Raw genomic sequence first — 19,260 nt, 5'->3', positions numbered from 1 at the left:
GGTCCCGGCGCACGGCGGCGGCCCCGAGGCGGATCGCGCGGAATCGGCCGTGCCGGCCGTGCCGGCCGTGCGGGCTTCGGCCGAGGGCGAGCACGGCCCGGCGGTGAAACCGCCCGCCGGAGAGGTCGCCGACCGCCTCCGCTCCGGCCGCCGTACCGGAATTCGCCCGGATCCGGGTGGCTCACGGCTGGTGCGGTCGCGGCGGCGTCGTCCGCGCCCCCGACGGCCGCTTACGGTTCCCGCTTCCGCGACCGCATCCGCCGTGCCGCGCTCGCCGTGCCGCGCCGGCGGCGGTTCGATCCGGGCGCCCCGGCGGATCCGCGCCCCCGGCTCGCGCCCGACGGGGTGATCGCCGTGTTCCACCGGACATCGGGGTGCCCCGGCCCGGCATCCCGCCCCGCGCGAGATTCCCGGCTCCGTGCCCGGCGTCCGCCGCGAGTCCGCGGAAGGCGTAGCGTTTCCGCCGTACGCGCGAACCGGTGCGGCGGTCCACGGGGTTGAATTCCGGGGATCGGGGGCGGCATCGGCATCGCGGCCGGAAATCCGGCAGAGTATGCGACGGCGGGGGAGCGGTGCAATGAACGAGCGCGCGGTGATGCTGAATCGACTGGCCCAGGGGCTGTGCCCGCTCGATCTCGGCGTCGAATGGTACGAGAGCCTGGACGCCGTCGAGCAGAGCGAAGTCCTGCGCGACCTCGCCGAGTTCTGTATCCAGGCCCGAGCCCTGACCGAGGACGGCCCGGAGAGCATCTCCCGGGCCGGGATCCGGCCCACCCACACACCGGCGGTGCTGATCGTCCGCGGCCGCCTCGCCGAGCAGCTCACGAAGATCGTGAACCTGCCGCGGAACGAGCGGGTCAAGGCGTTCCGGCTGCTGATCGCCCTGCTCGGAGTGGCCGACGAACGGCGGCGAGCACGCTACTGCGCCGACGGATGCACCCATGCCTGGCACCGCTCGGCACCGCCCGCCCACGCCCCGGCGCCGTCTTCGGAGGGCGGCGGGTCCTGACCCGCCCGCGTGCCGGCGGCCTCGGCGCGCGCCAGGGGTACGCGGCCGGGAACCCGCCCGTCGCGACGGCGTGTCGGCCGGCGGGAACAGCGCCGGATTGTTACCCCGCGCCGTACAACCTTTCGCGCGATGGGGCCGGTGCGCCCATCCCCGGGAAATGCGGGAGAAACCGCTTCGGCATGCACTTAGGATGATCACCGATCAACCCCCCGATCAACCTGGATTCATGATGAAAGTATCTCGGCTTTCCGCGATTGCCACGACGGCCGCTCTCGTTCCGGCCGCCCTTCTCACCTCGCTCGCCTCCCCGGCGGTCTCGGCCGGGTCCCCGTCGCCGACGGCCACCGCCGTCTCCTCCTCGTCCGCGGACGAGGACCGGGCCGCCATCGAGAAGATGCTGGCCGATCCCGCCAGTGGCAAGGGCGTTCGCCGGGAGGCGCGGAAGGCGCTCGACGGTACTCCCGAGGACATGCGGCGCTTCCTGGAGACCGGTCAGCACACCGCGCGGCTGGAGGACGACCGGGTGCGCGTCGCCCAGATCGTCCACCTGGGCGGCCACGGGGTCCGGGAGGCGGGCCGGGCGGCCCTGGAGGCGGGCACCGCCGAGGCGCTCCGGGAGTTCCTGGAGGCCGGCCAGTACGAGGCGCGCTTCATCGACGACCAGGTCCGGATCTCACAGATCATCAACTTCGGCGGGCCCGCCGTGAAGAAGGCCGGGACGGCGGCTCTCAAGACCAACACCCGGGAGAGCGTCCGGCAGTTCCTGGACGCCGGACGGCACCTGGCACAGCTGGAGGACGACCGCGTCCAGGTCTCGCGGATCATCAACTTCGGCGGACCCGCGGTGAAGGCGGCGGGCCAGAAGGCGCTGACGGCCGACACCCCCGAGAGCCTCCGGCTCTTCCTGGACGCCGGTCAGCACACCGCGCGCCACCAGGACGACCGGGTGCGCGTCACCCAGATCAGCAGCGCGGGCGGGCCCGCGGTCAGGGCCGCGGCCCTGGCGGCGCTGAGGAAGAACACCCCGGAGGCCGTTCGGCTCTTCGTCGAGGCCGGCCAGTACGAGGCCCGCGCCAAGGACGAGACCGCCAAGAAGGCCAGGGACACGACCGTCGCGACGGCCACGGGCAAGATCTCCCCGCGCGCGTGACACGGGCAGGGTGACCGCCCCTGACGCCCGCCGCCGGGCGACGCTCCGAGCCCGGCGCACCGCACCCGGACCCGGACCCGCACCCCGACCCGGATCCGGGTCCGGACCCCGTTCCGCGCCGGGCGTCTACTCTCCGTCGGCGGCGGGCGCGCCGTACCAGCGCCAGCTCGTCAGCCGGGCCCGTCCCGGGAGTTCCGCGCGGCCGGTGGCCCACAGCAGGGCGGTCCACGGATCGGCGTCCGCCGGCGCGTGGGGGAAGAGCCGGTTCAGCACCCGCGCGCACAGGGCGGCGTCCGGCGTCCACGCGATGCCGAGCCCCTCGGCGACATCGTGGGTGTGCACCAGGGTCTCCACGATTCCCATCGCGGCGAAGCCCTCGGGGTCGGCCGCGCCGAAGACGTGGTGCGACCTCACCGCCGGCGGCTTGGTCCGTACGATGGCCGCCAGCAGCGCCCCGCAGGCTTCCAGCACCTGCACCAGGCCGGCGGTGCCGGTGTCCCGGTCCGCGAAGATGACGTTCGCCGGGCCGCCCGGCCTCTTCCGCTCCCAGACGATCGGGACGTGCGCGTCCAGCGGCGGACTCTCGGGGCCGAGCTGCGCGGCGTAGGCGAACAGATCGTCGGCGAGATGCTCGACGGTCTCCCAGCAGCTCCACTCCAGGGACCCCGCCCTGGCGTCCCAGTCCGGGGACTCGGCGCCGCGCAGGGCGGTCGCCGCCAGACGGACGGCGTACTCGACGTCGGCCGCCGTGACGGAGTCGCTTGTCGTGTGTGTCTCGGGCATCCGGCGACCGTATCAATGATCGTCCCGCCGCCGGTCGCCCGGTCGCCCGGTCGCCCGGCGGCCCTTCGGCTCGGGCCCGGGGATCCGCGCCCGCGCTCAGGCGGGAGCGCCTCCGTACCGGGGGACCCGGGCGTGAATGGTCTTGCCGGGACCCGGCCCCGGTGTGGTGGTGAGATGCGTGGTGAGACGGCGGACCATGTGCCAGCCGAAGCCGCCGTTCCCGCCGTCGAGGTCGGGCGCGCGCTCGCGGGGCGGCGCCGGATTCGGGTCGGTGACCGCTGCGGTCACCGCGTCCGGGCCGGCGGAGAGCTTCAGGACGTAGCGTCCGCCGCCGTGCCGCAGCGCGTTGGTGACGAGTTCGGAGACCACCAGGACGAGAGTGTCCGCCGTGGCCGGGTCCGGCGCCGGGGTCAGTCTGTCGGTGAAGGCCCGAGCGGCCTCCCGGGCCAGGTGAACACTGCTCGCGCTGCCGCCTCGTACCACGGTCGGCGCGGGAGGCGCCGAGGGCGTGGTGCTGATGCTGTTCATATGCGTACACCCCCACCTGTCGTCGGTTGCACCGTTTTGCGGTGTCCAGGCAGTGTTCCCGCTGTCCCAGCGGTCACACCCCGGCGCGGTGCGCCGGGTGGCGGGGACGGTGTCCGGCGGGGGAGGGCGGTGGGCGCCTTCGGCGGCCGAAGGCGACCACCGCCCGGGGCCGTACCTCAGGCCCTGCGCATCGCTCTCGGCGTGGCCAGGAAGATCGTGACCACGGTGAGAACGGCCGCGATCCAGGTGGTGGCCTGGAACGCGTCGGTGAGCGCCTGCGCCGTGTCCGGGGAGTCGCCCGCCGACAGCGGGGACGACGACGCCGAGCCCGGTGGAAGGAGCACCCGGTAGATCACCGTGGTGATCGTGCCGAAGATGGCGATGCCCATGCCGGCGCCGACCTCGTAGGCGACGGACTCGATTCCCGCCGCCGCGCCCGCCTGTTCGGAGGGCGCGGTGGTCATGATGAGGATCGAGGCCACCGTCTGGATCAGACCGTGTCCGAATCCGATCATGGCCAGCCCGAGCGGGACCGTCATTCCGGACGCGACGAGCGTGTAGCCCGCGACCGCGAGCAGCAGCCCGGCGGGCACGCCCACCCGTGGTCCCATCCGGGACACGATCAGCCCGCCCGCGAGCCCCGCCACCACCGCGGCGACCGGCATCGGCAGCAGACGCATCGCGGCGTCCGCCGCCGACAGCCCCTCGGCGAACTGGAGATACTGCACCAGCTGCAGCTCAAAGCCGATCATCACCAGCACCGGCAGCACCGAGGCCACCACCCCCGCGCGCAGCAGGGGCAGCCGGAACAGGGACAGGTCCAGCATCGGGTGCCGTGTCCGCTGCTGCCGTCGTACGAAGAGGACCAGCGAGGTCACGCCCACCGCGCCCGGCAGCGCCACCTCGACGAGGCCGACGCCGTCGTGGGTGAAGGCCATGATGGCGTACGCGGTGCCCAGCAGCCCGACGATCGAGAGGATGGGCGAGACGGCCTCCCAGGGCTGCCGCTCCGCCTCCACCTTGTTGCGCAGCAGCAGGGCGACGGCGGGCATGGCCACCGCCAGGATCGGCAGGTTGACCAGGAAGGTCGAGCCCCACCAGAAGTGGTTCAGCAGAATTCCGCCGGCCACCGGTCCGAGCGCCGCCGCGCTGGCCGCCACCGCGCTCCACGCGCCTATGGCCACCGCGTGGTCGCGGTCTCCGGTGAAGGTCTGCCGGATGAGCGCCAGCGTGGCCGGGATGATCATCGCCGCGCCGACGGCCAGAACGGCCCGGGACCCGACGAGGGTGAGCGGCTGGGAGGCCGTCGCGCAGAGCGCCGAGGCCGCGCCGAAGACCGTCAAACCGATCATCAGCAGCCGTTTGTGTCCGATTCGATCGCCCAGCGGACCGGTGACCAGCACCAGTCCGACCATCAGGAGCGAGTACACGTCCACGATCCACAACAACTCGGTCGGGGACGCGTGCAGTTCGTCGGCCAGAGTCGGCACGGCGATGGTGAGGATGGTGACGTCCATGGCCGCCGGCAGGAAGCACAGCAGCAGGACCGTCAGCACCAGCCAGCGCCGGGCCGACCCGACCACGGGGAGGGTACTGGTCACCGGGACAGGCCCAGAGCCATCCTGGCTTCGTCGATCAGCTCGTGTAGTTCTGCCAGATTTGGCGCAAAGAACATGCAGCTCACTCTTCCGGTACGCAGATCGGTCAACTCGGTGGGGACCACACCCCGGTCGGCGGTCCGGGGCGAGGCCACGAGCCGCCCGAGCAGCCGCAGCACCTCCGCCAGATCCAGCCCGGCCGGGAGCCCGTAAAGATCGTAGTTGCCGACCGCATGGGTATCGAGGTATTTAGGACCGATGAGCTGGTCGCCGAACTCGTGCACATGGGTGGAGCCGGTGCGGCGGGCGTTGAGGTCGTGCATGTGGACGACGCCGTCGCGGGCGATCGCGTCGATGCCGAAGTGCCCCCGGTAGCCGCGCCGTTGCATCTCCCGCGCCAGCCGCAGTCCGCCCTCGGTGAGCGGCCGGTACCACCAGGCGTCCTTCAGCTCCCGCGCGGTGACGTTGCCGCGCAGGCGGGTGGCTCCCTCGAACAGCATGTCGGTGGTGTAGCAGAGGTGGGGCGGGCCGTCCTCGGGGACCATGTACTCCACCGAGGGGAACGCGATGTCGCCGTCGATGAACTCCTCGACCACCACCGGGTCCTCGCCGTAGAACTCGCTGGCGGCGAGGCGTTCGGCGATGTCGTCGTCGCCCGGTCTGAAGATCAGCAGGCCGAGGCTCGCCTCCCCCCTGTCCGCCTTGACGATGCACGGCGTCCCGTCGGCGAGCATGGCCCGCACCGCAGACTCCACCTCCTGGACGTCGTCGCAGTGGGCGCCCGGCGGGACGCGGCAGGGCCCGTCGGTCATTCCGAGGCCGGCGGCCAGGTCGCGCAGTCCGGTCTTGGTGTCGAAGAGATCGCGCAGGCTCTGGTCCGGTGTGCTCTCCGGCAGTTCGACCTCGATGCCGTACCCGCTCCGCAGCGCCTCGGCGAACCGCCACAGATCGGCGGTGGTGGTGTGCGGGATCAGCCGGATCCTGCGCCCCGGGCCCGCGTGGGCGGCCACGGCGGCCATCAGCTCCGGGTCGGCGAGCGCGTCGGCGAAGAGCGAGCCGCCGCGGCCCGCCGGGCTGAGGTTCACCACCCCGTCGAGTTCCAGGAACTTCCGCTGCCAGTCCAGGTCGCCGATCGGCTCGTAGGTGATGAGCATCTTGCGCAGCGGTCCCCAGAACAGCGCCTGGTCCTGCTGGGCGTAGCACTCCGAGAGCAGTCGGTCGACGTCGTCGGCGCGGACGGCGAAGTCCCGCAGCGTGTCGACCGCGTTGCACACGCAGACGGTGGGCACGGTCATGGCTTCTCCTCCCGCAGCAGCCCGTCGCCCCGGGTCACCAGGGCGACCGCGGCCGAGACGATGTGCCAGAACAGTTCCTCTCCCAGGGCGGCGCTCGCGCCCGAAGTGCCGGAGAGGACGCCTTGATTGGTGGTGCGCTCCACATCGGCGGGGTGCAGATAGATCCCCGGGCGGGGCGGGTCGCCGTGGTCGGGCCGTTCGGGCGAGACCAGTTCGGGCCGGAGGTAGAGCATCAGACTGGTCTCGGTGACGCCGGCGTGTTCGGCGTGCCAGCCCGGGAAGAGCGGCACCCGTTCGGCCAGCCAGCGCTGGTCGACCAGGCTCCACCAGCTCAGCGCGATGAATTCCTTGCCCGCGGCCGCGGGGCGCGCGGCCACGTGGTCGAGGGCCTCGAACACGAAGGGCTCGTTCTCGAAGTGGCCGTTGACGACCAGGAGCCGGTGCCAGGGCAGGGCGCACAGCGACTGCACCGTGTCCACCAGGAAGTCCAGCAGGGACTGGCCCCGCACATGCACGGTGCCGGGGAAGGCGAGTCCGCCGCCGCTCTGCGGCAGCGACCGGGCGGCGATGGACTGTACGGGCAGGGTGAACGCGGTGAGTTCGTAGGCGATCTGCCGGGCGAACGCCTCGGCGAGCACGGTGTCCACGGAGAGCGGCAGGTGCGGGCCGTGCTGTTCGATGGACCCGATCGGCCACACCACGGTCTGTCCGGCGGTGGCGGCCAGGACGTCGGCGCTGCTGAGGTCGGACAGCCGCGGCCCGGCGGACCGGGGGGTCACGACCGCACCCGCGCGGGGTCGCGCGTCTTCGCGGCGGGGTCCGGTTCGGCCGGCCGCGCGGTCTCGGCCACGATCCGGGCGAGCGTGGCGTACATGTCGGTGTGCAGCGCGCTGTAGACCTGGGCCGCCACCGCGCCGACCCGCAGATAGTCGTGGACGTCCCGGCCCGACTGGACGCCGCCGGAGCCGAGTACGGGGAGGGTGAATCCGGCTCGGCGCAGGCTCCAGAGGGAGGCCAGGACGAGCGGTTTGATGCCGGGTCCCGAGTAGCCGAAGACGCCGCCGAGTTCGAGGGCGCCGGTCTCCGGGTGGACGACGGCGGCGGGCAGGGTGTCGCTGATGGTGACGGCGTCCGCGCCCGCGCGGGCGGCGGCGAACGCCCGGGCGTTCAGCCCTTCGCCGCTGGCCAGTTTGACGGAGAAGGGGAGCCGGGTCGCGGCCCGGACGGCCGTGGTGTAGGCGTGCACCCGCTCGGGGGTGTCGTCGAGGCCGTCCTCCTCGTTGAGGCAGGAGATGCCCAGTTCGAGCGCGGGGCAGCCCACCGCCTCGAACCGGGCGGCCAGTGCGGCCAGCTCCGCCGGGGTGTCGGCGTGCAGCGAGGCGATGACCGGCAGCCGGTCGCCCGCCAGTTCGCGCAGGATTCCGAGCCAGTGGTCGACGGACCGCTTGGAGTAGGTGGTGCTGTTGATCATTCCGGTGGGCAGCCGGAGGATGCGCTCGTCGAGGTCGGGCGGCGGACTGGGGTGGATGGTCTTGGTGACCACCGCGCCGGCGCCGGTCTCCAGGAGTCTGCGGATGTTCCGTTCCTGGTCGGTCAGCAGGCCCGAACCGATCATGACCGGATTGGCCAGCTCCAGTCCGAGTACGTGTGTCACGGCCGCCATGTCAGACCGCTGCCCTGGTCCGGGCCAGCGCCGCGAGCACGGTGTCGATCAGCCGCTCCGGGGCGTCGGCGACCTCCTTGGGGGACAGGAAGACGGCGTCGGCGACCTGGGAGAGGCCCTTGAGCAGATGGCTGGCCGACTCGCTGAAGGGCTGGTCGGTGATGCCGACGACGGGCCGGCCCAGGGCGCTGGCCCAGCCTAATTCGATGTGCGTGCCGTCCGTGCGGAGCAGGGTGCCGTCGACGACGGGCAGCACGGGGACGAACACGTCGCACTCGCGCATCCAGGCGAAGTCGCGCACGGAGACCTGGTCGGGGGTGAAGGAGGCGGTGTCGGCGCCGAAGCGTTCGGCCACATGCGCGGAGAGCACGGTGCCGCCGGCCCGCCGCAGCTGGTCGATGGTGAGGGTCAGACGGTCGCGGACGGGCGCCGCCATTCCGCCGGGCACCAGGGCGTGCTGGATGGGACCGCCGACGAAGAGGGTGACGCCGCGGAGGGCGTCCGGGGTGGCACTCATGAATGATCGATACTCCTTCGACAGAGTCTGCCGACGACCGCGCTCGACGATTGCGAGACCAGGCGGAGTTCGGCAACCGGAAGGGGGAAACCGCGGCCGCAGTCTTTTATGCGGTTGCGGTGAAATCGCAGTGGAGCCCGCGAGAGGTACGCGAAAATGTCACCGTGATACCCGGTTGCGAATGACCAGGGTATGACCCGGTTGCCCAGGCGACCCGTACTCCGAGTTCACGTCGTGAACAGGGATACGAGCTGAGGCGGGGTCGATTCTAGATCAGGGGTGATCAAGGCCGCAAGCCCTCTCCGGCAGGCGTCCGAATGGTGCAGAAATATATATATGAATCCTTGAAAACTCTGGTTCGGACGCCATCTGGAGATGCCTTCCGGCCATCTCTCGTGAATGGCTGGAGATCGGTGTTTATTCGGTCCGGATACCCGCCGAGCAGCCCATGGGGGCGTGGAGTATGTTCCGGCCAAACTTATGCCAAAAAAACTTGCACACCCATGTGTATGGTGCAAGCAGGATGGGCAATTGATGTTGGCGTCAGGAGTTGCATTGACATTCCACGCATCTTCGGTCTAGCTTCGATGGAGTTGAAGCCGGCGTCGGCCCAATCTCGGTCGATATAGCCCGTGCGCATCCCATTCACTGCCGCATTCGCATCCGGACTCCGCATGTTCCGGGCGTCGGCAGCGACCTTTCGGATATGAACCGTCCAGAGGGGAAATGCTGATGAACTCGTTACAGACGATCAAGCGAATTCTGTCCTCCGATGTGCTGGTGGAAGTGCCGATCGACCAGATGCAGCTCGATGACAAGCTCCGCGAGGGCTATGGCATCGATTCACTCGGCTTCGTGGAGCTGCGCGTCCGGTGCGAGGAGGCCTTCGGCGTCGAGATCCCCGACGAGGCCTTCGCCGCGGGCGAGCTGTTCACCCTCGGCGACGTACTCGCGCTGATCGAGCGGCTGTCGGGTTCCGACCAGACCCCGGCGACTGCGTGAGCGCGGCCCCGGCCGCACGGGACGACCGCACCGGGGATCCCACCGGAGTGCTGTCGCGCGGCGCGGACCTGCACCTCAACCACTACGGGGCGCCACGGCTGCCGTTCGCCTGCGTGGGCGCGAGCGGCCTGGAACTCGACATGGTCGACCTCGGCCCGGAACGCCGGGGCAGGCGACTGAAGCTCCTGGACGCCAGCGGCGGCTACGCCAGCGCCACACTCGGCTACGACCACCCGGTCGTCCGGGCCGCGCTGGCCCGCGGCGCCGGGGTCGGCAACGTCACCGACGAGATCGGCTCGCTGGAACGGGCGGAACTCCTCGACCGGCTGTTCGGCCCCGGCGGCCTGTGGACCGACCACTTCCCCTCCGGTCAGTACCACGTCAGCGGACGGAACTCCGGCTCGGAGGGGAACGAGCTGGCGATGCGGCTCGTCCTGGAGTCCCGCTTCGACACCCGGCGCCTGCGCCACCACCGGGGCAAGGAACAGCGGGACACCGTCCTGGCCTTCCAGGGCGCCTGGCACGGCTGGACCAGCGGACTGGTGCAGCTGCTCAACCGCCGGCACTACCGGGCCGGACTCCCCGCCCCCGACACCGAGGGCCCGTACGGCGTCCGGGTCGACCACATCCCCTTCGGCGACCCCGCGGCCCTGGACGAGTACTTCGCCGCCTCCGCCGACCGGCTGCTGGCCGTCGTCGTCGAGCCGATCCAGGGCGACGCGGGCATCCTCGTGCCCCCGCCCGGCTATCTGCGCGCCCTGGCGCGGATGTGCGAGGCGAACGGCGTACTGCTCGTCGCCGACGAGGTGCTGACCTTCGCCAAGACCGGCGGCTACTTCGCCATGCGCGACGCGGACGGGCCGGTGCCCACCGACATCACCGTCATCGGCAAATTCCTCGGCATGGGAGCGGTCTCCACCTCGATGGTGATCGCCCGCCGCGAGCTGGCCGTCCGCCCCTCCGGCGCCGTCACCACCTCCGATCTGCGGCCCATGAACTGCGCCGTCATCCGCGACGGCATCGAGCACATCGAGGCCGAAGGACTGCTGCGGCGCTCCGCCGACATTGGCGTACAACTGGCCAAACAACTCGACTCCGCCCTGGTGGGACGCCATCCGCACCTCTTCACCGAGGTTCGTGGGAGCGGTTTCATGCTCGGCGTCGAACTGACCGCCGCCGCCGCGAACCGGATCGGCCCGCTGCGCGCCGAGCTGATCGAGGCAGGCGTGTACGCGGAGTTCATGGCCGGCGCGGGCAAGCGCTCCGGCGACCACCGCTACATCCACCCCACCCTGCGGATCGTCCTCCCGCTCACCGCCGACCGGGCGCTGGCCGGCGAGATCGTGGACCGGGTGGAGGCGGGCGCCCGGGCGCTGCGGTGAGCGCGCGCTTCCGCACCCGCGTCGAGCACGTCGACACCGACGCCACCGGGGTCGTGCACTTCTCCCGCTACACCTCGCTGATGGAGACGGCCGGCACGGAACACCTGGAGGCGCACGGCGCGGGCCTGACCGCCTTCACCGAGGCGGGCGTCGACCCGGTCGCCGTCGAACTGCGGGTGAACTACCTCAACAGCGCCGTGCACCGCGACGTCGTCGTCGGCGACACCCGGGTCGAACACGTCGGCGCGGCCTGGTTCACGCTCGCCGTGAGCCTGCTCCGCGAGGAGGAGGACGGCGCCCGCACCCCCCTGGTCTCCGGCCTCCTCACCTTCGCCGCCGTCGACCCCCACACCCGTCGCGCGGTGCCCCTGCCGGCGCCGCTGCGCAAAGCCCTGAGAGGAATCGTCCCGGATGCGGCACACGAACGAATCGGCACCCACTCCCGCGGCGGACCGCGAGATTCGGCCGCTGGGCACGTCTGAGATCGCCGCCCTGGTCCGCGGACGCCACCCCCGGCTCTTCATCGACCGCGTGCTCGACCATGAACCCGGCGAGTTCCTGCGCAGCATGTTCGCCGTCTCCGCCGAGATGGGAGCGCTCTCAGGCCATCTTCCGGAGCGGGCGCTCACACCGGGCGTGATCCTGCCCGGCAGCCACACCATGCAGGCCTTCGCCCAGTCCGGGGTACTGCTCTACCAGCTGAGCAGCGCCCCCCTCGCCGACGACGAGGTGACCCTCGTCGGCACGGTCAAGTCCCGCTTCCTCGCCCCCGTCGTCCCCGGCGACCAGGTCGTCCTCGACGTACGCGCCGACCGGCTGTCCGGCCACACCTTCACCTTCTCCGCCACCGCCAAGGTGGAGGGCCGGTCGGTCGCCGGCTTCCGCGGCGCGATGAGCCGCGCCAAGGTCGACCCGGCGGGAGCCCGGCCGTGGTGACCCCGGTGATCACCGGAGTGGCCTGGGACACCCCGCTCGGCCGGGACCAGGAGACCGTGTGGGACCGGCTGTGCGCGGGCGAATCAGGCCTCGCGGACCTCGCATCGCCGCACCGGCTGCGCAACACCGCCGCGGCCCTGGCCGAGTCCCTGCCGTACGCCGACCCGGCCGCCGACCGCCAGAGGGCCCTCGCCGCCCGTACGCTGGCCGCCGCCTTCGACGACGCCGGCCTCGCCGCCTCCGACCCCGAGGTCGGCCTGGTCCTCGGCACGAGCTTCGGCGCCTCCCTGGACGAGTCGGAACCGACGCTGCACGCCTGGGCCGACGACGCCGCGGCCGACGTCGGACACCCCGGCCGGCCGGTGTGCGTGATGACCGCGTGCTCCGCCGGCTCCGACGCGATCGCCGTCGCCCACGCCCTGGTCCGCTCCGGCCGCCGCCGCGTCTGTGTCGCCGGCGGCGTGGACGTGGTCACCGAGGCCAAACGGCTCGGACACTCCGCCCTCGGCACCATGAGCCCCACCGGCAGCCGGGCGTTCGACCGGGCGCACGACGGCATGCTCCTCGGCGAGGGCGCCGGATTCGTCGTGGTCGAACACCCCGACTCCGCGAAGCGGCGCGGCGCCCGCGTCCACGCCCGGCTGCGCGGCACCGGCGCGGCCAACGAGGCGGCCGGCCTCACCGCCCCCGACCCGACCGGCAGCGCCGTGGTGCGCGCCGTACGACGCTGTCTGGCCTCGGCGGGCCTCGCGCCGGCCGATGTCGCGCTGGTCAACGCGCACGGCACCGGCACCGCCCTCAACGACGCGGCCGAGGCGCGCGGCCTGCTGGAACTCTTCGGGGCCGACGGCCCGTCGGTGTTCGCCACCAAGGGCGCGTTCGGCCACAGCCTCGGCGCGACCGGGGCCGTGGAGGCCGTCGCGACCGTGCTCGCCCTCCGCCACCGGCGGATCCCGCCGATCGTCGGCCTGCGCGATCCGGCGTCACCCCTGCGGCTGGCGAGCGGATCGGCCCGCCCCGTGGGCCCGGGCGCGGGACTGAGCCTGACCCTGGGATTCGGCGGGTTCAACACGTGTCTGCTGTTCGAAGGAGTGATGGCGTGACGCACGTGCTGCCGGGCACGCGGCTGCTGGCCTCGGCGACGGTCGTCGCCGAGGACCCGGCCGAACACTCGGCGAACAAACCGTCCTTCTACGCCGACCCCGCCGCCTGGCTGGTCGCCGAGGCCGTCGACCGGGCCCTCGCCGAATGCGCCGAACCCGTGCTCGACGACGCCGACGACACCGGCATCGTGGTCATGAGCGCGACCGGCAGCGAACGGACCATGCGCGACATCGCCCGCGCGGCGCTCCGCTCCCGGGTCTCGCCGCTCCGCTTCGCCGGGGCGAATCCGGGAGTGCTCGCCGGACTCTCCGCCATCCGCCACGGACTGCGCGGCCCCTCGCTGGTGCTGGCCGCGGACCCGGACACGGCCGCCCCCGTCGCCCTCACCATGATCGAGGGATGGCTCGCGGACGGACAGGCCCGGCATGTGATCCTGGCCGGCCTGCGCCCCACCCCCGACGGCTGCCTCTGCCGCTGCGAGATCCTCACCGAGCCGGCGGGGGACCGGTGAACGCCGTCACCCGCGCCGGAGCGGTCGACTTCCTCACCCGCGTCGACGGCGCGCCCGCCGATGTCGACGACATCGTCGAGGACCTCGCCCGGCTGGGGCTGCGGCCGGGGGACGCGGTCGTGCTCTGCCTGGCCAACGGGACCGACCTGCTGCGCGTACAGCTCGCGTCACTGCTGCTGGGCCTGGTGCCCCTGGCCGTACCGCCGAGCACACCGTGGCAGCGCGTCCGCGCCCTGGCCGGACACATCGGCGCGGGCACGGTGGTGACCACCCGGCTCACCGGGCCCGCGCCCCGCCGGCCGGTGGGCGGCGCCTTCGCCGTACCGACCGGACACCTCGCCACCCCGTACGAGCCGGGCGAGATCCTGCTCTCCACCTCCGGCACCTCCGGGATGTTCAGCGCCTGTGTGCACCGGGTCTCCTCGCTGCTCCGCAACGCCCGCCGGCACGCCGACGCCACGGGCGTCACCGAGGCCGACACCCTGCTCGTCAACCTGCCGCTGTACTACTCCTACGCCCTGGTGGCGCAGGTGTTCGCCGCGTACGTCACCGGCGCGCGGCTGGTGCTCGACGGACCGCCCTTCTCCCCGGCCGTGTACCGCGACAGGATCGCCGCCCGGGGCGTCACCCACTCCTCGGTCACCCCCACCATCGTCCGCCAGCTGCTCACCGACCCCGCGCTCGTCCCCCGGGGCCTCCGGGCGCTCGCCGTCGGCGGGGACCGCGTCACCCCCGCCGAAGTGGCCGGCCTGCTCGCCGCCCGGCCGTCCGGGGAGCTGTACGTGACCTACGGACTCACCGAGGCCGGCCCTCGCGTCTCCACGCTCGCCGCACACGCCGAACCCGCGCACCGGCACGGCTCGGTCGGCCTCCCCCTCTCCGGCGTACGGGCCTCGCTGCGCGAGACGCGCGACGGCGTGGGGGAGCTGCTCGTCGAATCGGACACCGTCCTGCTGCGCCGGGTGGGCGAACGCGGCGACCCCGGCGAACGCGGCCTGGTGGCCCCGCGGACCGTCGCCACCGGGGACGCCTTCTCGGTCGACGACGGCTATCTCACCTTCCACGGACGCCTCTCGGACTTCGTGGTCCTGCGCGGCGAGAAGGTCTCCCTGAACACGGTCCGCCAGGCCGCGCACGCCATCCCCGGCGTCGTGCGCTGCGTCCCCCGGGTCGTGGACGAGGGCGGCACCCCCGTCCTCGACGTACACCTGTCGGTCACCGACCCCGTACCCGGCGGGGAGAAGGCGGCGCTGCGCCTCCTCAACTCCCAGCTGCTGCCCGCCGAACGACCGCGCGCGGTCATCCTCTCCGCCGCCGAACCCGAGGGCTTCCGCAAATGACCCTCCGTCTCGGCTGCACCGTCCCGACAGCCCTCTCGCCCGCCGGACTCCGCGCGTTCGCGACGACCGCGGAGGAGCTGGGCTACGACCATCTGTCCGTGCCCGAACACCTGGTGTCCCGTGAGCCCGCCTACGAGAGCCTCACCCTGGTGGCGTATCTCGCGGCGGTCACCGCCCGGATCGAACTCGCCACGGCGATGACGATCCTGCCGCACCGCCCGGTGGTGCTCGCCGCCAAACAGGCCGCCCAGCTGGCCTTCCTCAGCGGGGGCCGGCTCCGGCTGGGCGTCGCCGTAGGGGCCGACCCGGAGGAGGCCGAAGCCCTCGGCGTCGCCCGGGGGACCCGTGCGGCCCTCTTCGAGGAGCAGGTCCGCGCGCTGCGCGTGCTGTGGACGGGGCCGGAGGCCGGCTTCGACGGCGAGCACCTCGCGTTCTCCGGCGTCACCCTCACCCCCCGGCCCGCGCCGATCCCGATCTGGATGGGCGGCGGCACCCTGCGCACCGGCGGCAGACCGCGCGCACTGCGCCGGATCGCCGCCCTCGCCGACGGCTTCACCATGTCCGGGCTGCTCGCCAACCGGGTCGACCGCGCCGCCGGGATCATCGCGGAGCTGCGGACGGCGGTCGCCGAAGCCGGCCGCGACCCGGCGGCCTTCGGCGTCGAGGCCCGCCTCCGCCCCGCCCCCGGCCGCCCCGGCGCCTGGCGCTCCCTCGCCGACGACTTCCGCGCGGCGGGCGCGACGCATCTCACCGTCACCACCGACGACCTCTCCCTGCTGGCCCCCGTGCACCGGGCGCTGACGGAGTGACCGGGGCGTCCCGCGCGGGGCAGCGCCGTCGCTCTCGGGGCGGTCCGGTACGCGGGGGAGGGCCTCGCTCCTGGGCACGGGGCCTGCGGCCGGACCGTTGAGCACGGCCCGGTACGCGAGGTACGGCCGGGCGCTCGGGGGCGCTTCGGTACGGGGTGCGCGGCCGGGCGCCCGGGGGCGCTTCGGTACGGGGGCGTGCGGCCGGACGCCCGGGGGCGGTCCGGCGGACTCGTTCACTCCTCGGCGTCGGCCGCCTCGCGCAGCCGGGCCACGTCGAGCTTCTTCATGCCGAGCATCGCCCGCATGGCGCGCTGCGCACGGCCCTGGTCCGGATCGCCGAGCAGTTCGCCCAGCGCGGCGGGCACGACCTGCCAGGACAGTCCGTACCTGTCCTTGAGCCAGCCGCACGGCCCCTCCTCGCCGCCTTCGGAGAGCTTCGTCCAGTAGTGGTCGACCTCCGTCTGGTCGGCGCAGTCGATCTGGAGTGAGATCGCCTCGGTGAAGGTGAACTCGGGGCCGCCGTTGATCGCGGTGTACGGCTGGCCGTCGAGGACGAAGTCGACCGTCAGGACGGTGCCCGCCGGGCGCGGACCCGCCTCGCCGTAGTGCGAGACGTTGGTGATCCCCGAATTCGGGAAGACCGAGACGTAGAACGTCGCGGCCTCCTCGCCCTGGGTGTCGAACCAGAGGTTGGGAGTGATGGTGGGCATGGCATTCCCCTTGCGCTCGGTGCCGCGGTTCTCTCCGCCTTCTCTGTGAGGACCTTCGGCCCGCCCGGAACTCATCGCCGCCCGGCCGTCCGGATCCGGACGCGCGGAGAGCGTCGTCGGACCGACACCGTAGGCGACCCGGCGGACCGGTCGGGGGACCGTCGGCCGCCCGGCGAGCCCGTGCCGCGCGAGCCCGGACACCTGCCGGGCCGGGCCGCGCCCCTCGGGGGTGTACTGGCAGTACACCCCAGTGGTCTGTACTATCGGTTCATGCCACTTCCCCGCTTCCACCGGCTGCCTCCCGAGCGACGGGAGCACATCCTGTCCGTCGCCCAGCGGCACTTCGCCGAGCACGGTCCCGAAGCCGCCTCCTACAACAAGATCATCGAGGCGGTGGGCTTCTCGAAGACCGCCGCCTACCAGTACTTCGACAGCCGGGACGATCTGCTCTCGGCGGTCCTCGACGGAGTGCGCGAACGCCTCTTCGAAGCGCTGGGCCCCTGGTCCGCCGCCGATCGCGCCGACGCGTTCTGGGAACGGCTCGAAACGGGGTCGCGGGCGCTGGTGACCCATCTGCACACCCACCCCGACGATCTGGCGCTCGCCGGAGCCGCGCTCGCCCGCAGCGGCCCGGAGGGGTGGCTCCAGTGGTTCGAGGCGGTGGTGGAGAACGGACAGCGGCTCGGCGTCGTCCGCACCGACACCGACCGCGGGCTGCTCGTCGCGGCGACCGCGGCCGTCTTCCGGGCCGCCGACGAGTGGACCCTGGCCCGGATGCGGCCGCCGGGCACGCCCGACACCGCCCCCCTTCCCTCCGGGGACGGCGCGGACCGCCAGGTGTGGAGCCTGCTGCGCGGGCTGTGGACCGCGCCCGGCGACCGCGCCCGCGAGCCCGGACCGGGACCCGGACCCGGACCCGGGAGATCGGCGCACGACGAGGCAGGGACAGGATGAACCCGGACACGACGAGCCCGGACACGACGAGCCCTGGCGCAGCGAGCCCTGGCGCAGCGATCCCGGACGCGGCGATCCCGGACGCGGCGATCCCGGACGCGGCGATGCCGGACAGGACGGGGCCGGGGAGGGCGGCGGCCGTGCGCGCCGAGCCGCGCGTCGACTGGGAGATACCCCCGACACCGCCCGGCTGGCAGGGGCGGCTGGAACGCTTCATGGGCCCCGGCAAATCCCGTTCCGAATCCGCCGTGGAGTACACGGGCCTGGCCGTGTGCGCCGCCGTCCTCGCCGCCGGCCTCCTCTCCGGCGGCGCGTACCGCGACTGGTCCGCGCTCCAGCTGGCCGTCGTCGCCCTCATCGGCCTCGACCTCGTCGGCGGCGTCCTCACCAACGCCACCAACGCCGCCAAGCGCTGGTACCACCGCCCGGAACCGGGGACCCGGCACGCCCGGCTCGCCTTCGTCGGCGCCCATCTGCTCCACCTCGCCGCCATGGGACTGATCGTCCTGGCCGGCGACTGGACCTGGATCCTCGCCAACGGCGCGCTGCTCCTGGCCGGCGCGACCGCCGTGGAGTTCACCCCCGTACACCTCAAACGCCCGCTCTCCATGGCCGTCCTGATGACCGCCGTCCTGGTCAATCAGTTCTGGCTGGAGATTCCCGCCGCGCTCGTCTGGTTCGCGCCCCTGTTCTTCCTCAAACTCCTCGTCTGCCACCTCGTCCCCGAGGCGCCCCTCACGAGCCGGGGCCACGATGACTGAGGCCGGGGAGCGGTGGCGGACCGACGACCGGCCCGAGCCGGACCGCTGCGCCCGGCTGCTGGCCGACGCCTTCGTCAGGGAACCGGCCACCTCCTGGATCTGCGGCGGCTCCGCCTCCGTACGACAGAGCTGGTTCACCGCCACCCTGCGCACCCAGGCCGCCCTGCCCGGGGCCCGCCGCCACACGCTGGCCGGGCCCGACGGCCGGCCCGTGGGGGCCGCCGTGCTCACCCCGCCCGCGGCGGAGCCCCCGGCGGTGGCGCGGGCGCGATGGGCGGCCCGGGTCCTCGCCCGCTGCGGACCGCGCCCTCTGGGGCGGACCCTGAGCTGTCTCCGGGCTGCCGAGGAGGGGGCGCCCGAGGGGGCCTGGACCCTGGAGTTCGTCGGCGTCCTGCCCTCGGCGGCGGGGCGCGGCGCCGGGCGGCGGCTCCTGGACCACGCCCTCGCCGGCGCGCCGTCCACGGCCGGGGTCTTCCTCACCACGGCCGACCCCGGCAATGTGCCGATCTACCGGCGCCTGGGATTCCGGACCCTGCGAGAACTGCCCGTCGGCCCGCTCCGGGTGACGGCCATGTACCGGATGGCCGCCCCCGGCCACTGAGCGGCCGGGGGCGGGCACTGTCAGACCCGGGTGGGAGAGTGGGGGAAACGCTCACGATCAGCACCGGAGGACCGCGATGGACGTGTCGCTGCGCGAGGTACGGGACGGCGATCTGCCCGTCTTCTACGCCCAGTCGATCGACCCCGAGGCGGTGCGGATGGCCGCGTTCACCGCCGAGGACCCGTCCGACCGCGCCCGTTTCGACGCCCACTGGACGCGGATACGCCGGGATCCGTCCGTCGTCGCACGCACCGTGGTCGCGGAGGACGGCGCCGTCGTCGGACACGCGGCCGTCTACGGACCGCCCGAGGAGCGCGAGGTCACCTACTGGATCGGACGGGAGCACTGGGGCCGGGGAGCGGCGACCGCCGCCCTGCGCCGCCTTCTCGACCTCATACCGGAGCGCCCGCTCCACGCCCGCGCCGCCGCGGACAACACCGGCTCGGTACGGGTGCTGGAGAAGTGCGGATTCGTGACGACGGGCCATGAGCGGGGCTTCGCGCCCGCGCGGGGCGAGGAGATCGACGAGGTGGTGCTCACCCTGCCCGGACGCGAGGCGGCGGACCCGCGATGACCACGCCCGGGACCCGTCCCGCCCCGTCCCGCC

The 19,260-nt window shown here is 73.0% G+C and carries 22 protein-coding genes; 14 read left to right on the top strand and 8 right to left on the bottom strand.

The features are described 5' to 3' along the window. The first annotated feature begins 577 nt into the window (after positions 1 to 577). Together ACF089_RS20390 and ACF089_RS20385 are read left to right on the top strand one after the other, a co-directional pair. The gene (locus ACF089_RS20390) at positions 578 to 1,009 is read left to right on the top strand and encodes a DUF5958 family protein (RefSeq protein WP_392028417.1); all 432 of its coding nucleotides are present in this window, start codon (positions 578 to 580) and stop codon (positions 1,007 to 1,009) included. Between the two features lie 226 nt (positions 1,010 to 1,235). Further along, positions 1,236 to 2,159, top strand: a complete 924-nt coding sequence (locus tag ACF089_RS20385) for an ALF repeat-containing protein (protein WP_392028416.1) — start codon at positions 1,236 to 1,238, stop codon at positions 2,157 to 2,159. A gap of 126 nt (positions 2,160 to 2,285) precedes the next feature. Here ACF089_RS20385 and ACF089_RS20380 read toward each other — a convergent pair whose 3' ends face one another. The 7 genes from ACF089_RS20380 to ACF089_RS20350 all read right to left on the bottom strand — a co-directional run bounded on the left by ACF089_RS20380 (position 2,286) and on the right by ACF089_RS20350 (position 8,543). After that, the gene (locus ACF089_RS20380; RefSeq protein ID WP_392028414.1) at positions 2,286 to 2,942 is read right to left on the bottom strand and encodes a hypothetical protein; all 657 of its coding nucleotides are present in this window, start codon (positions 2,940 to 2,942) and stop codon (positions 2,286 to 2,288) included. Between the two features lie 96 nt (positions 2,943 to 3,038). Next, on the bottom strand, positions 3,039 to 3,470 hold the full coding sequence (locus ACF089_RS20375) for an ATP-binding protein (protein WP_392028412.1): 432 nt from the start codon (positions 3,468 to 3,470) through the stop codon (positions 3,039 to 3,041). A 176-nt stretch (positions 3,471 to 3,646) separates the two neighbouring features. Beyond that, complete coding sequence (locus ACF089_RS20370; RefSeq protein ID WP_392028410.1) at positions 3,647 to 5,071, bottom strand: MFS transporter; 1,425 nt, start codon at positions 5,069 to 5,071, stop codon at positions 3,647 to 3,649. Further along, positions 5,068 to 6,363 carry a hypothetical protein gene (locus tag ACF089_RS20365; RefSeq protein WP_392028408.1) on the bottom strand — a complete coding sequence of 432 codons (1,296 nt, stop codon included), beginning with the start codon at positions 6,361 to 6,363 and terminating at the stop codon, positions 5,068 to 5,070. The genes ACF089_RS20370 and ACF089_RS20365 overlap by 4 nt, the downstream gene beginning before the upstream one ends. Next, positions 6,360 to 7,142 carry a creatininase family protein gene (locus ACF089_RS20360; RefSeq protein ID WP_392028406.1) on the bottom strand — a complete coding sequence of 261 codons (783 nt, stop codon included), beginning with the start codon at positions 7,140 to 7,142 and terminating at the stop codon, positions 6,360 to 6,362. The genes ACF089_RS20365 and ACF089_RS20360 overlap by 4 nt, the downstream gene beginning before the upstream one ends. Further along, the gene (locus ACF089_RS20355) at positions 7,139 to 8,026 is read right to left on the bottom strand and encodes a dihydroorotate dehydrogenase (protein WP_392028404.1); all 888 of its coding nucleotides are present in this window, start codon (positions 8,024 to 8,026) and stop codon (positions 7,139 to 7,141) included. Before ACF089_RS20355 ends, ACF089_RS20360 begins: the two co-directional genes overlap by 4 nt. 1 nt (position 8,027) lies before the next feature. Further along, positions 8,028 to 8,543, bottom strand: coding sequence for a nucleoside 2-deoxyribosyltransferase (locus ACF089_RS20350; protein ID WP_392028402.1), 516 nt, complete (start codon positions 8,541 to 8,543; stop codon positions 8,028 to 8,030). Between the two features lie 732 nt (positions 8,544 to 9,275). On the opposite strand from ACF089_RS20350, the gene ACF089_RS20345 reads away from it, so the two are divergent. The 8 genes from ACF089_RS20345 to ACF089_RS20310 are packed head-to-tail and all read left to right on the top strand — an operon-like array spanning position 9,276 to position 15,627. Next, positions 9,276 to 9,545 (top strand): acyl carrier protein, encoded by a 270-nt coding sequence (locus ACF089_RS20345; RefSeq protein WP_392028400.1) that lies wholly within the window; start codon positions 9,276 to 9,278, stop codon positions 9,543 to 9,545. Further along, on the top strand, positions 9,542 to 10,927 hold the full coding sequence (locus ACF089_RS20340) for an aminotransferase class III-fold pyridoxal phosphate-dependent enzyme (protein ID WP_392028398.1): 1,386 nt from the start codon (positions 9,542 to 9,544) through the stop codon (positions 10,925 to 10,927). The genes ACF089_RS20345 and ACF089_RS20340 overlap by 4 nt, the downstream gene beginning before the upstream one ends. Next, positions 10,924 to 11,409 carry an acyl-CoA thioesterase gene (locus tag ACF089_RS20335; RefSeq protein WP_392028396.1) on the top strand — a complete coding sequence of 162 codons (486 nt, stop codon included), beginning with the start codon at positions 10,924 to 10,926 and terminating at the stop codon, positions 11,407 to 11,409. The genes ACF089_RS20340 and ACF089_RS20335 overlap by 4 nt, the downstream gene beginning before the upstream one ends. A gap of 49 nt (positions 11,410 to 11,458) precedes the next feature. Then, positions 11,459 to 11,863: a 3-hydroxyacyl-ACP dehydratase FabZ family protein gene (locus ACF089_RS20330; RefSeq protein ID WP_392028394.1), complete on the top strand. Its 405-nt coding sequence runs from the start codon at positions 11,459 to 11,461 to the stop codon at positions 11,861 to 11,863. Further along, on the top strand, positions 11,857 to 12,966 hold the full coding sequence (locus tag ACF089_RS20325; RefSeq protein WP_392028392.1) for a beta-ketoacyl-[acyl-carrier-protein] synthase family protein: 1,110 nt from the start codon (positions 11,857 to 11,859) through the stop codon (positions 12,964 to 12,966). The genes ACF089_RS20330 and ACF089_RS20325 overlap by 7 nt, the downstream gene beginning before the upstream one ends. Further along, a complete protein-coding gene (locus ACF089_RS20320; RefSeq protein ID WP_392028390.1) occupies positions 12,963 to 13,478 on the top strand; it encodes a beta-ketoacyl synthase N-terminal-like domain-containing protein in 516 nt (171 codons plus the stop codon). Before ACF089_RS20325 ends, ACF089_RS20320 begins: the two co-directional genes overlap by 4 nt. Continuing rightward, a complete protein-coding gene (locus ACF089_RS20315) occupies positions 13,475 to 14,818 on the top strand; it encodes a class I adenylate-forming enzyme family protein (RefSeq protein ID WP_392028388.1) in 1,344 nt (447 codons plus the stop codon). Before ACF089_RS20320 ends, ACF089_RS20315 begins: the two co-directional genes overlap by 4 nt. Then, a complete protein-coding gene (locus tag ACF089_RS20310; protein ID WP_392028386.1) occupies positions 14,815 to 15,627 on the top strand; it encodes a TIGR03619 family F420-dependent LLM class oxidoreductase in 813 nt (270 codons plus the stop codon). Before ACF089_RS20315 ends, ACF089_RS20310 begins: the two co-directional genes overlap by 4 nt. 233 nt (positions 15,628 to 15,860) lie before the next feature. Here the strand turns inward: ACF089_RS20310 and ACF089_RS20305 are convergent, their stop codons facing one another. Continuing rightward, complete coding sequence (locus ACF089_RS20305) at positions 15,861 to 16,337, bottom strand: VOC family protein (protein WP_392028384.1); 477 nt, start codon at positions 16,335 to 16,337, stop codon at positions 15,861 to 15,863. A 270-nt stretch (positions 16,338 to 16,607) separates the two neighbouring features. Here ACF089_RS20305 and ACF089_RS20300 point away from each other — a divergent pair, with 270 nt between their 5' ends. From ACF089_RS20300 to ACF089_RS20285, 4 genes are all read left to right on the top strand, one after another. Next, the gene (locus ACF089_RS20300; protein WP_392028382.1) at positions 16,608 to 17,291 is read left to right on the top strand and encodes a TetR/AcrR family transcriptional regulator; all 684 of its coding nucleotides are present in this window, start codon (positions 16,608 to 16,610) and stop codon (positions 17,289 to 17,291) included. Between the two features lie 140 nt (positions 17,292 to 17,431). Next, positions 17,432 to 18,052, top strand: a complete 621-nt coding sequence (locus ACF089_RS20295; protein WP_392028380.1) for a hypothetical protein — start codon at positions 17,432 to 17,434, stop codon at positions 18,050 to 18,052. Continuing rightward, the gene (locus tag ACF089_RS20290; RefSeq protein ID WP_392028378.1) at positions 18,045 to 18,653 is read left to right on the top strand and encodes a GNAT family N-acetyltransferase; all 609 of its coding nucleotides are present in this window, start codon (positions 18,045 to 18,047) and stop codon (positions 18,651 to 18,653) included. The genes ACF089_RS20295 and ACF089_RS20290 overlap by 8 nt, the downstream gene beginning before the upstream one ends. Positions 18,654 to 18,729: 76 nt before the next feature. Further along, complete coding sequence (locus ACF089_RS20285) at positions 18,730 to 19,227, top strand: GNAT family N-acetyltransferase (RefSeq protein ID WP_392028376.1); 498 nt, start codon at positions 18,730 to 18,732, stop codon at positions 19,225 to 19,227. Positions 19,228 to 19,260: the final 33 nt, after the last annotated feature.

It is taken from the genome of Streptomyces sp. NPDC014894 (assembly GCF_043080985.1).
GTDB lineage: Bacteria > Actinomycetota > Actinomycetes > Streptomycetales > Streptomycetaceae > Streptomyces.
The sequence above is the reverse complement of the archived record's forward strand: the minus strand, read 5'-3'. Positions and strand labels throughout refer to the sequence as shown.

Coding starts and splice junctions, on each gene's coding strand:
- ACF089_RS20355 (WP_392028404.1), bottom strand. CDS start 8,026: ATGGCGGCCGTGACACACGTACTCGGACTGGAGCTGGCCAATCCGGTC.
- ACF089_RS20350 (WP_392028402.1), bottom strand. CDS start 8,543: ATGAGTGCCACCCCGGACGCCCTCCGCGGCGTCACCCTCTTCGTCGGC.
- ACF089_RS20385 (WP_392028416.1), top strand. CDS start 1,236: ATGATGAAAGTATCTCGGCTTTCCGCGATTGCCACGACGGCCGCTCTC.
- ACF089_RS20390 (WP_392028417.1), top strand. CDS start 578: ATGAACGAGCGCGCGGTGATGCTGAATCGACTGGCCCAGGGGCTGTGC.
- ACF089_RS20380 (WP_392028414.1), bottom strand. CDS start 2,942: ATGCCCGAGACACACACGACAAGCGACTCCGTCACGGCGGCCGACGTC.
- ACF089_RS20285 (WP_392028376.1), top strand. CDS start 18,730: ATGGACGTGTCGCTGCGCGAGGTACGGGACGGCGATCTGCCCGTCTTC.
- ACF089_RS20290 (WP_392028378.1), top strand. CDS start 18,045: ATGACTGAGGCCGGGGAGCGGTGGCGGACCGACGACCGGCCCGAGCCG.
- ACF089_RS20365 (WP_392028408.1), bottom strand. CDS start 6,363: ATGACCGTGCCCACCGTCTGCGTGTGCAACGCGGTCGACACGCTGCGG.
- ACF089_RS20345 (WP_392028400.1), top strand. CDS start 9,276: ATGAACTCGTTACAGACGATCAAGCGAATTCTGTCCTCCGATGTGCTG.
- ACF089_RS20375 (WP_392028412.1), bottom strand. CDS start 3,470: ATGAACAGCATCAGCACCACGCCCTCGGCGCCTCCCGCGCCGACCGTG.
- ACF089_RS20305 (WP_392028384.1), bottom strand. CDS start 16,337: ATGCCCACCATCACTCCCAACCTCTGGTTCGACACCCAGGGCGAGGAG.
- ACF089_RS20300 (WP_392028382.1), top strand. CDS start 16,608: ATGCCACTTCCCCGCTTCCACCGGCTGCCTCCCGAGCGACGGGAGCAC.
- ACF089_RS20310 (WP_392028386.1), top strand. CDS start 14,815: ATGACCCTCCGTCTCGGCTGCACCGTCCCGACAGCCCTCTCGCCCGCC.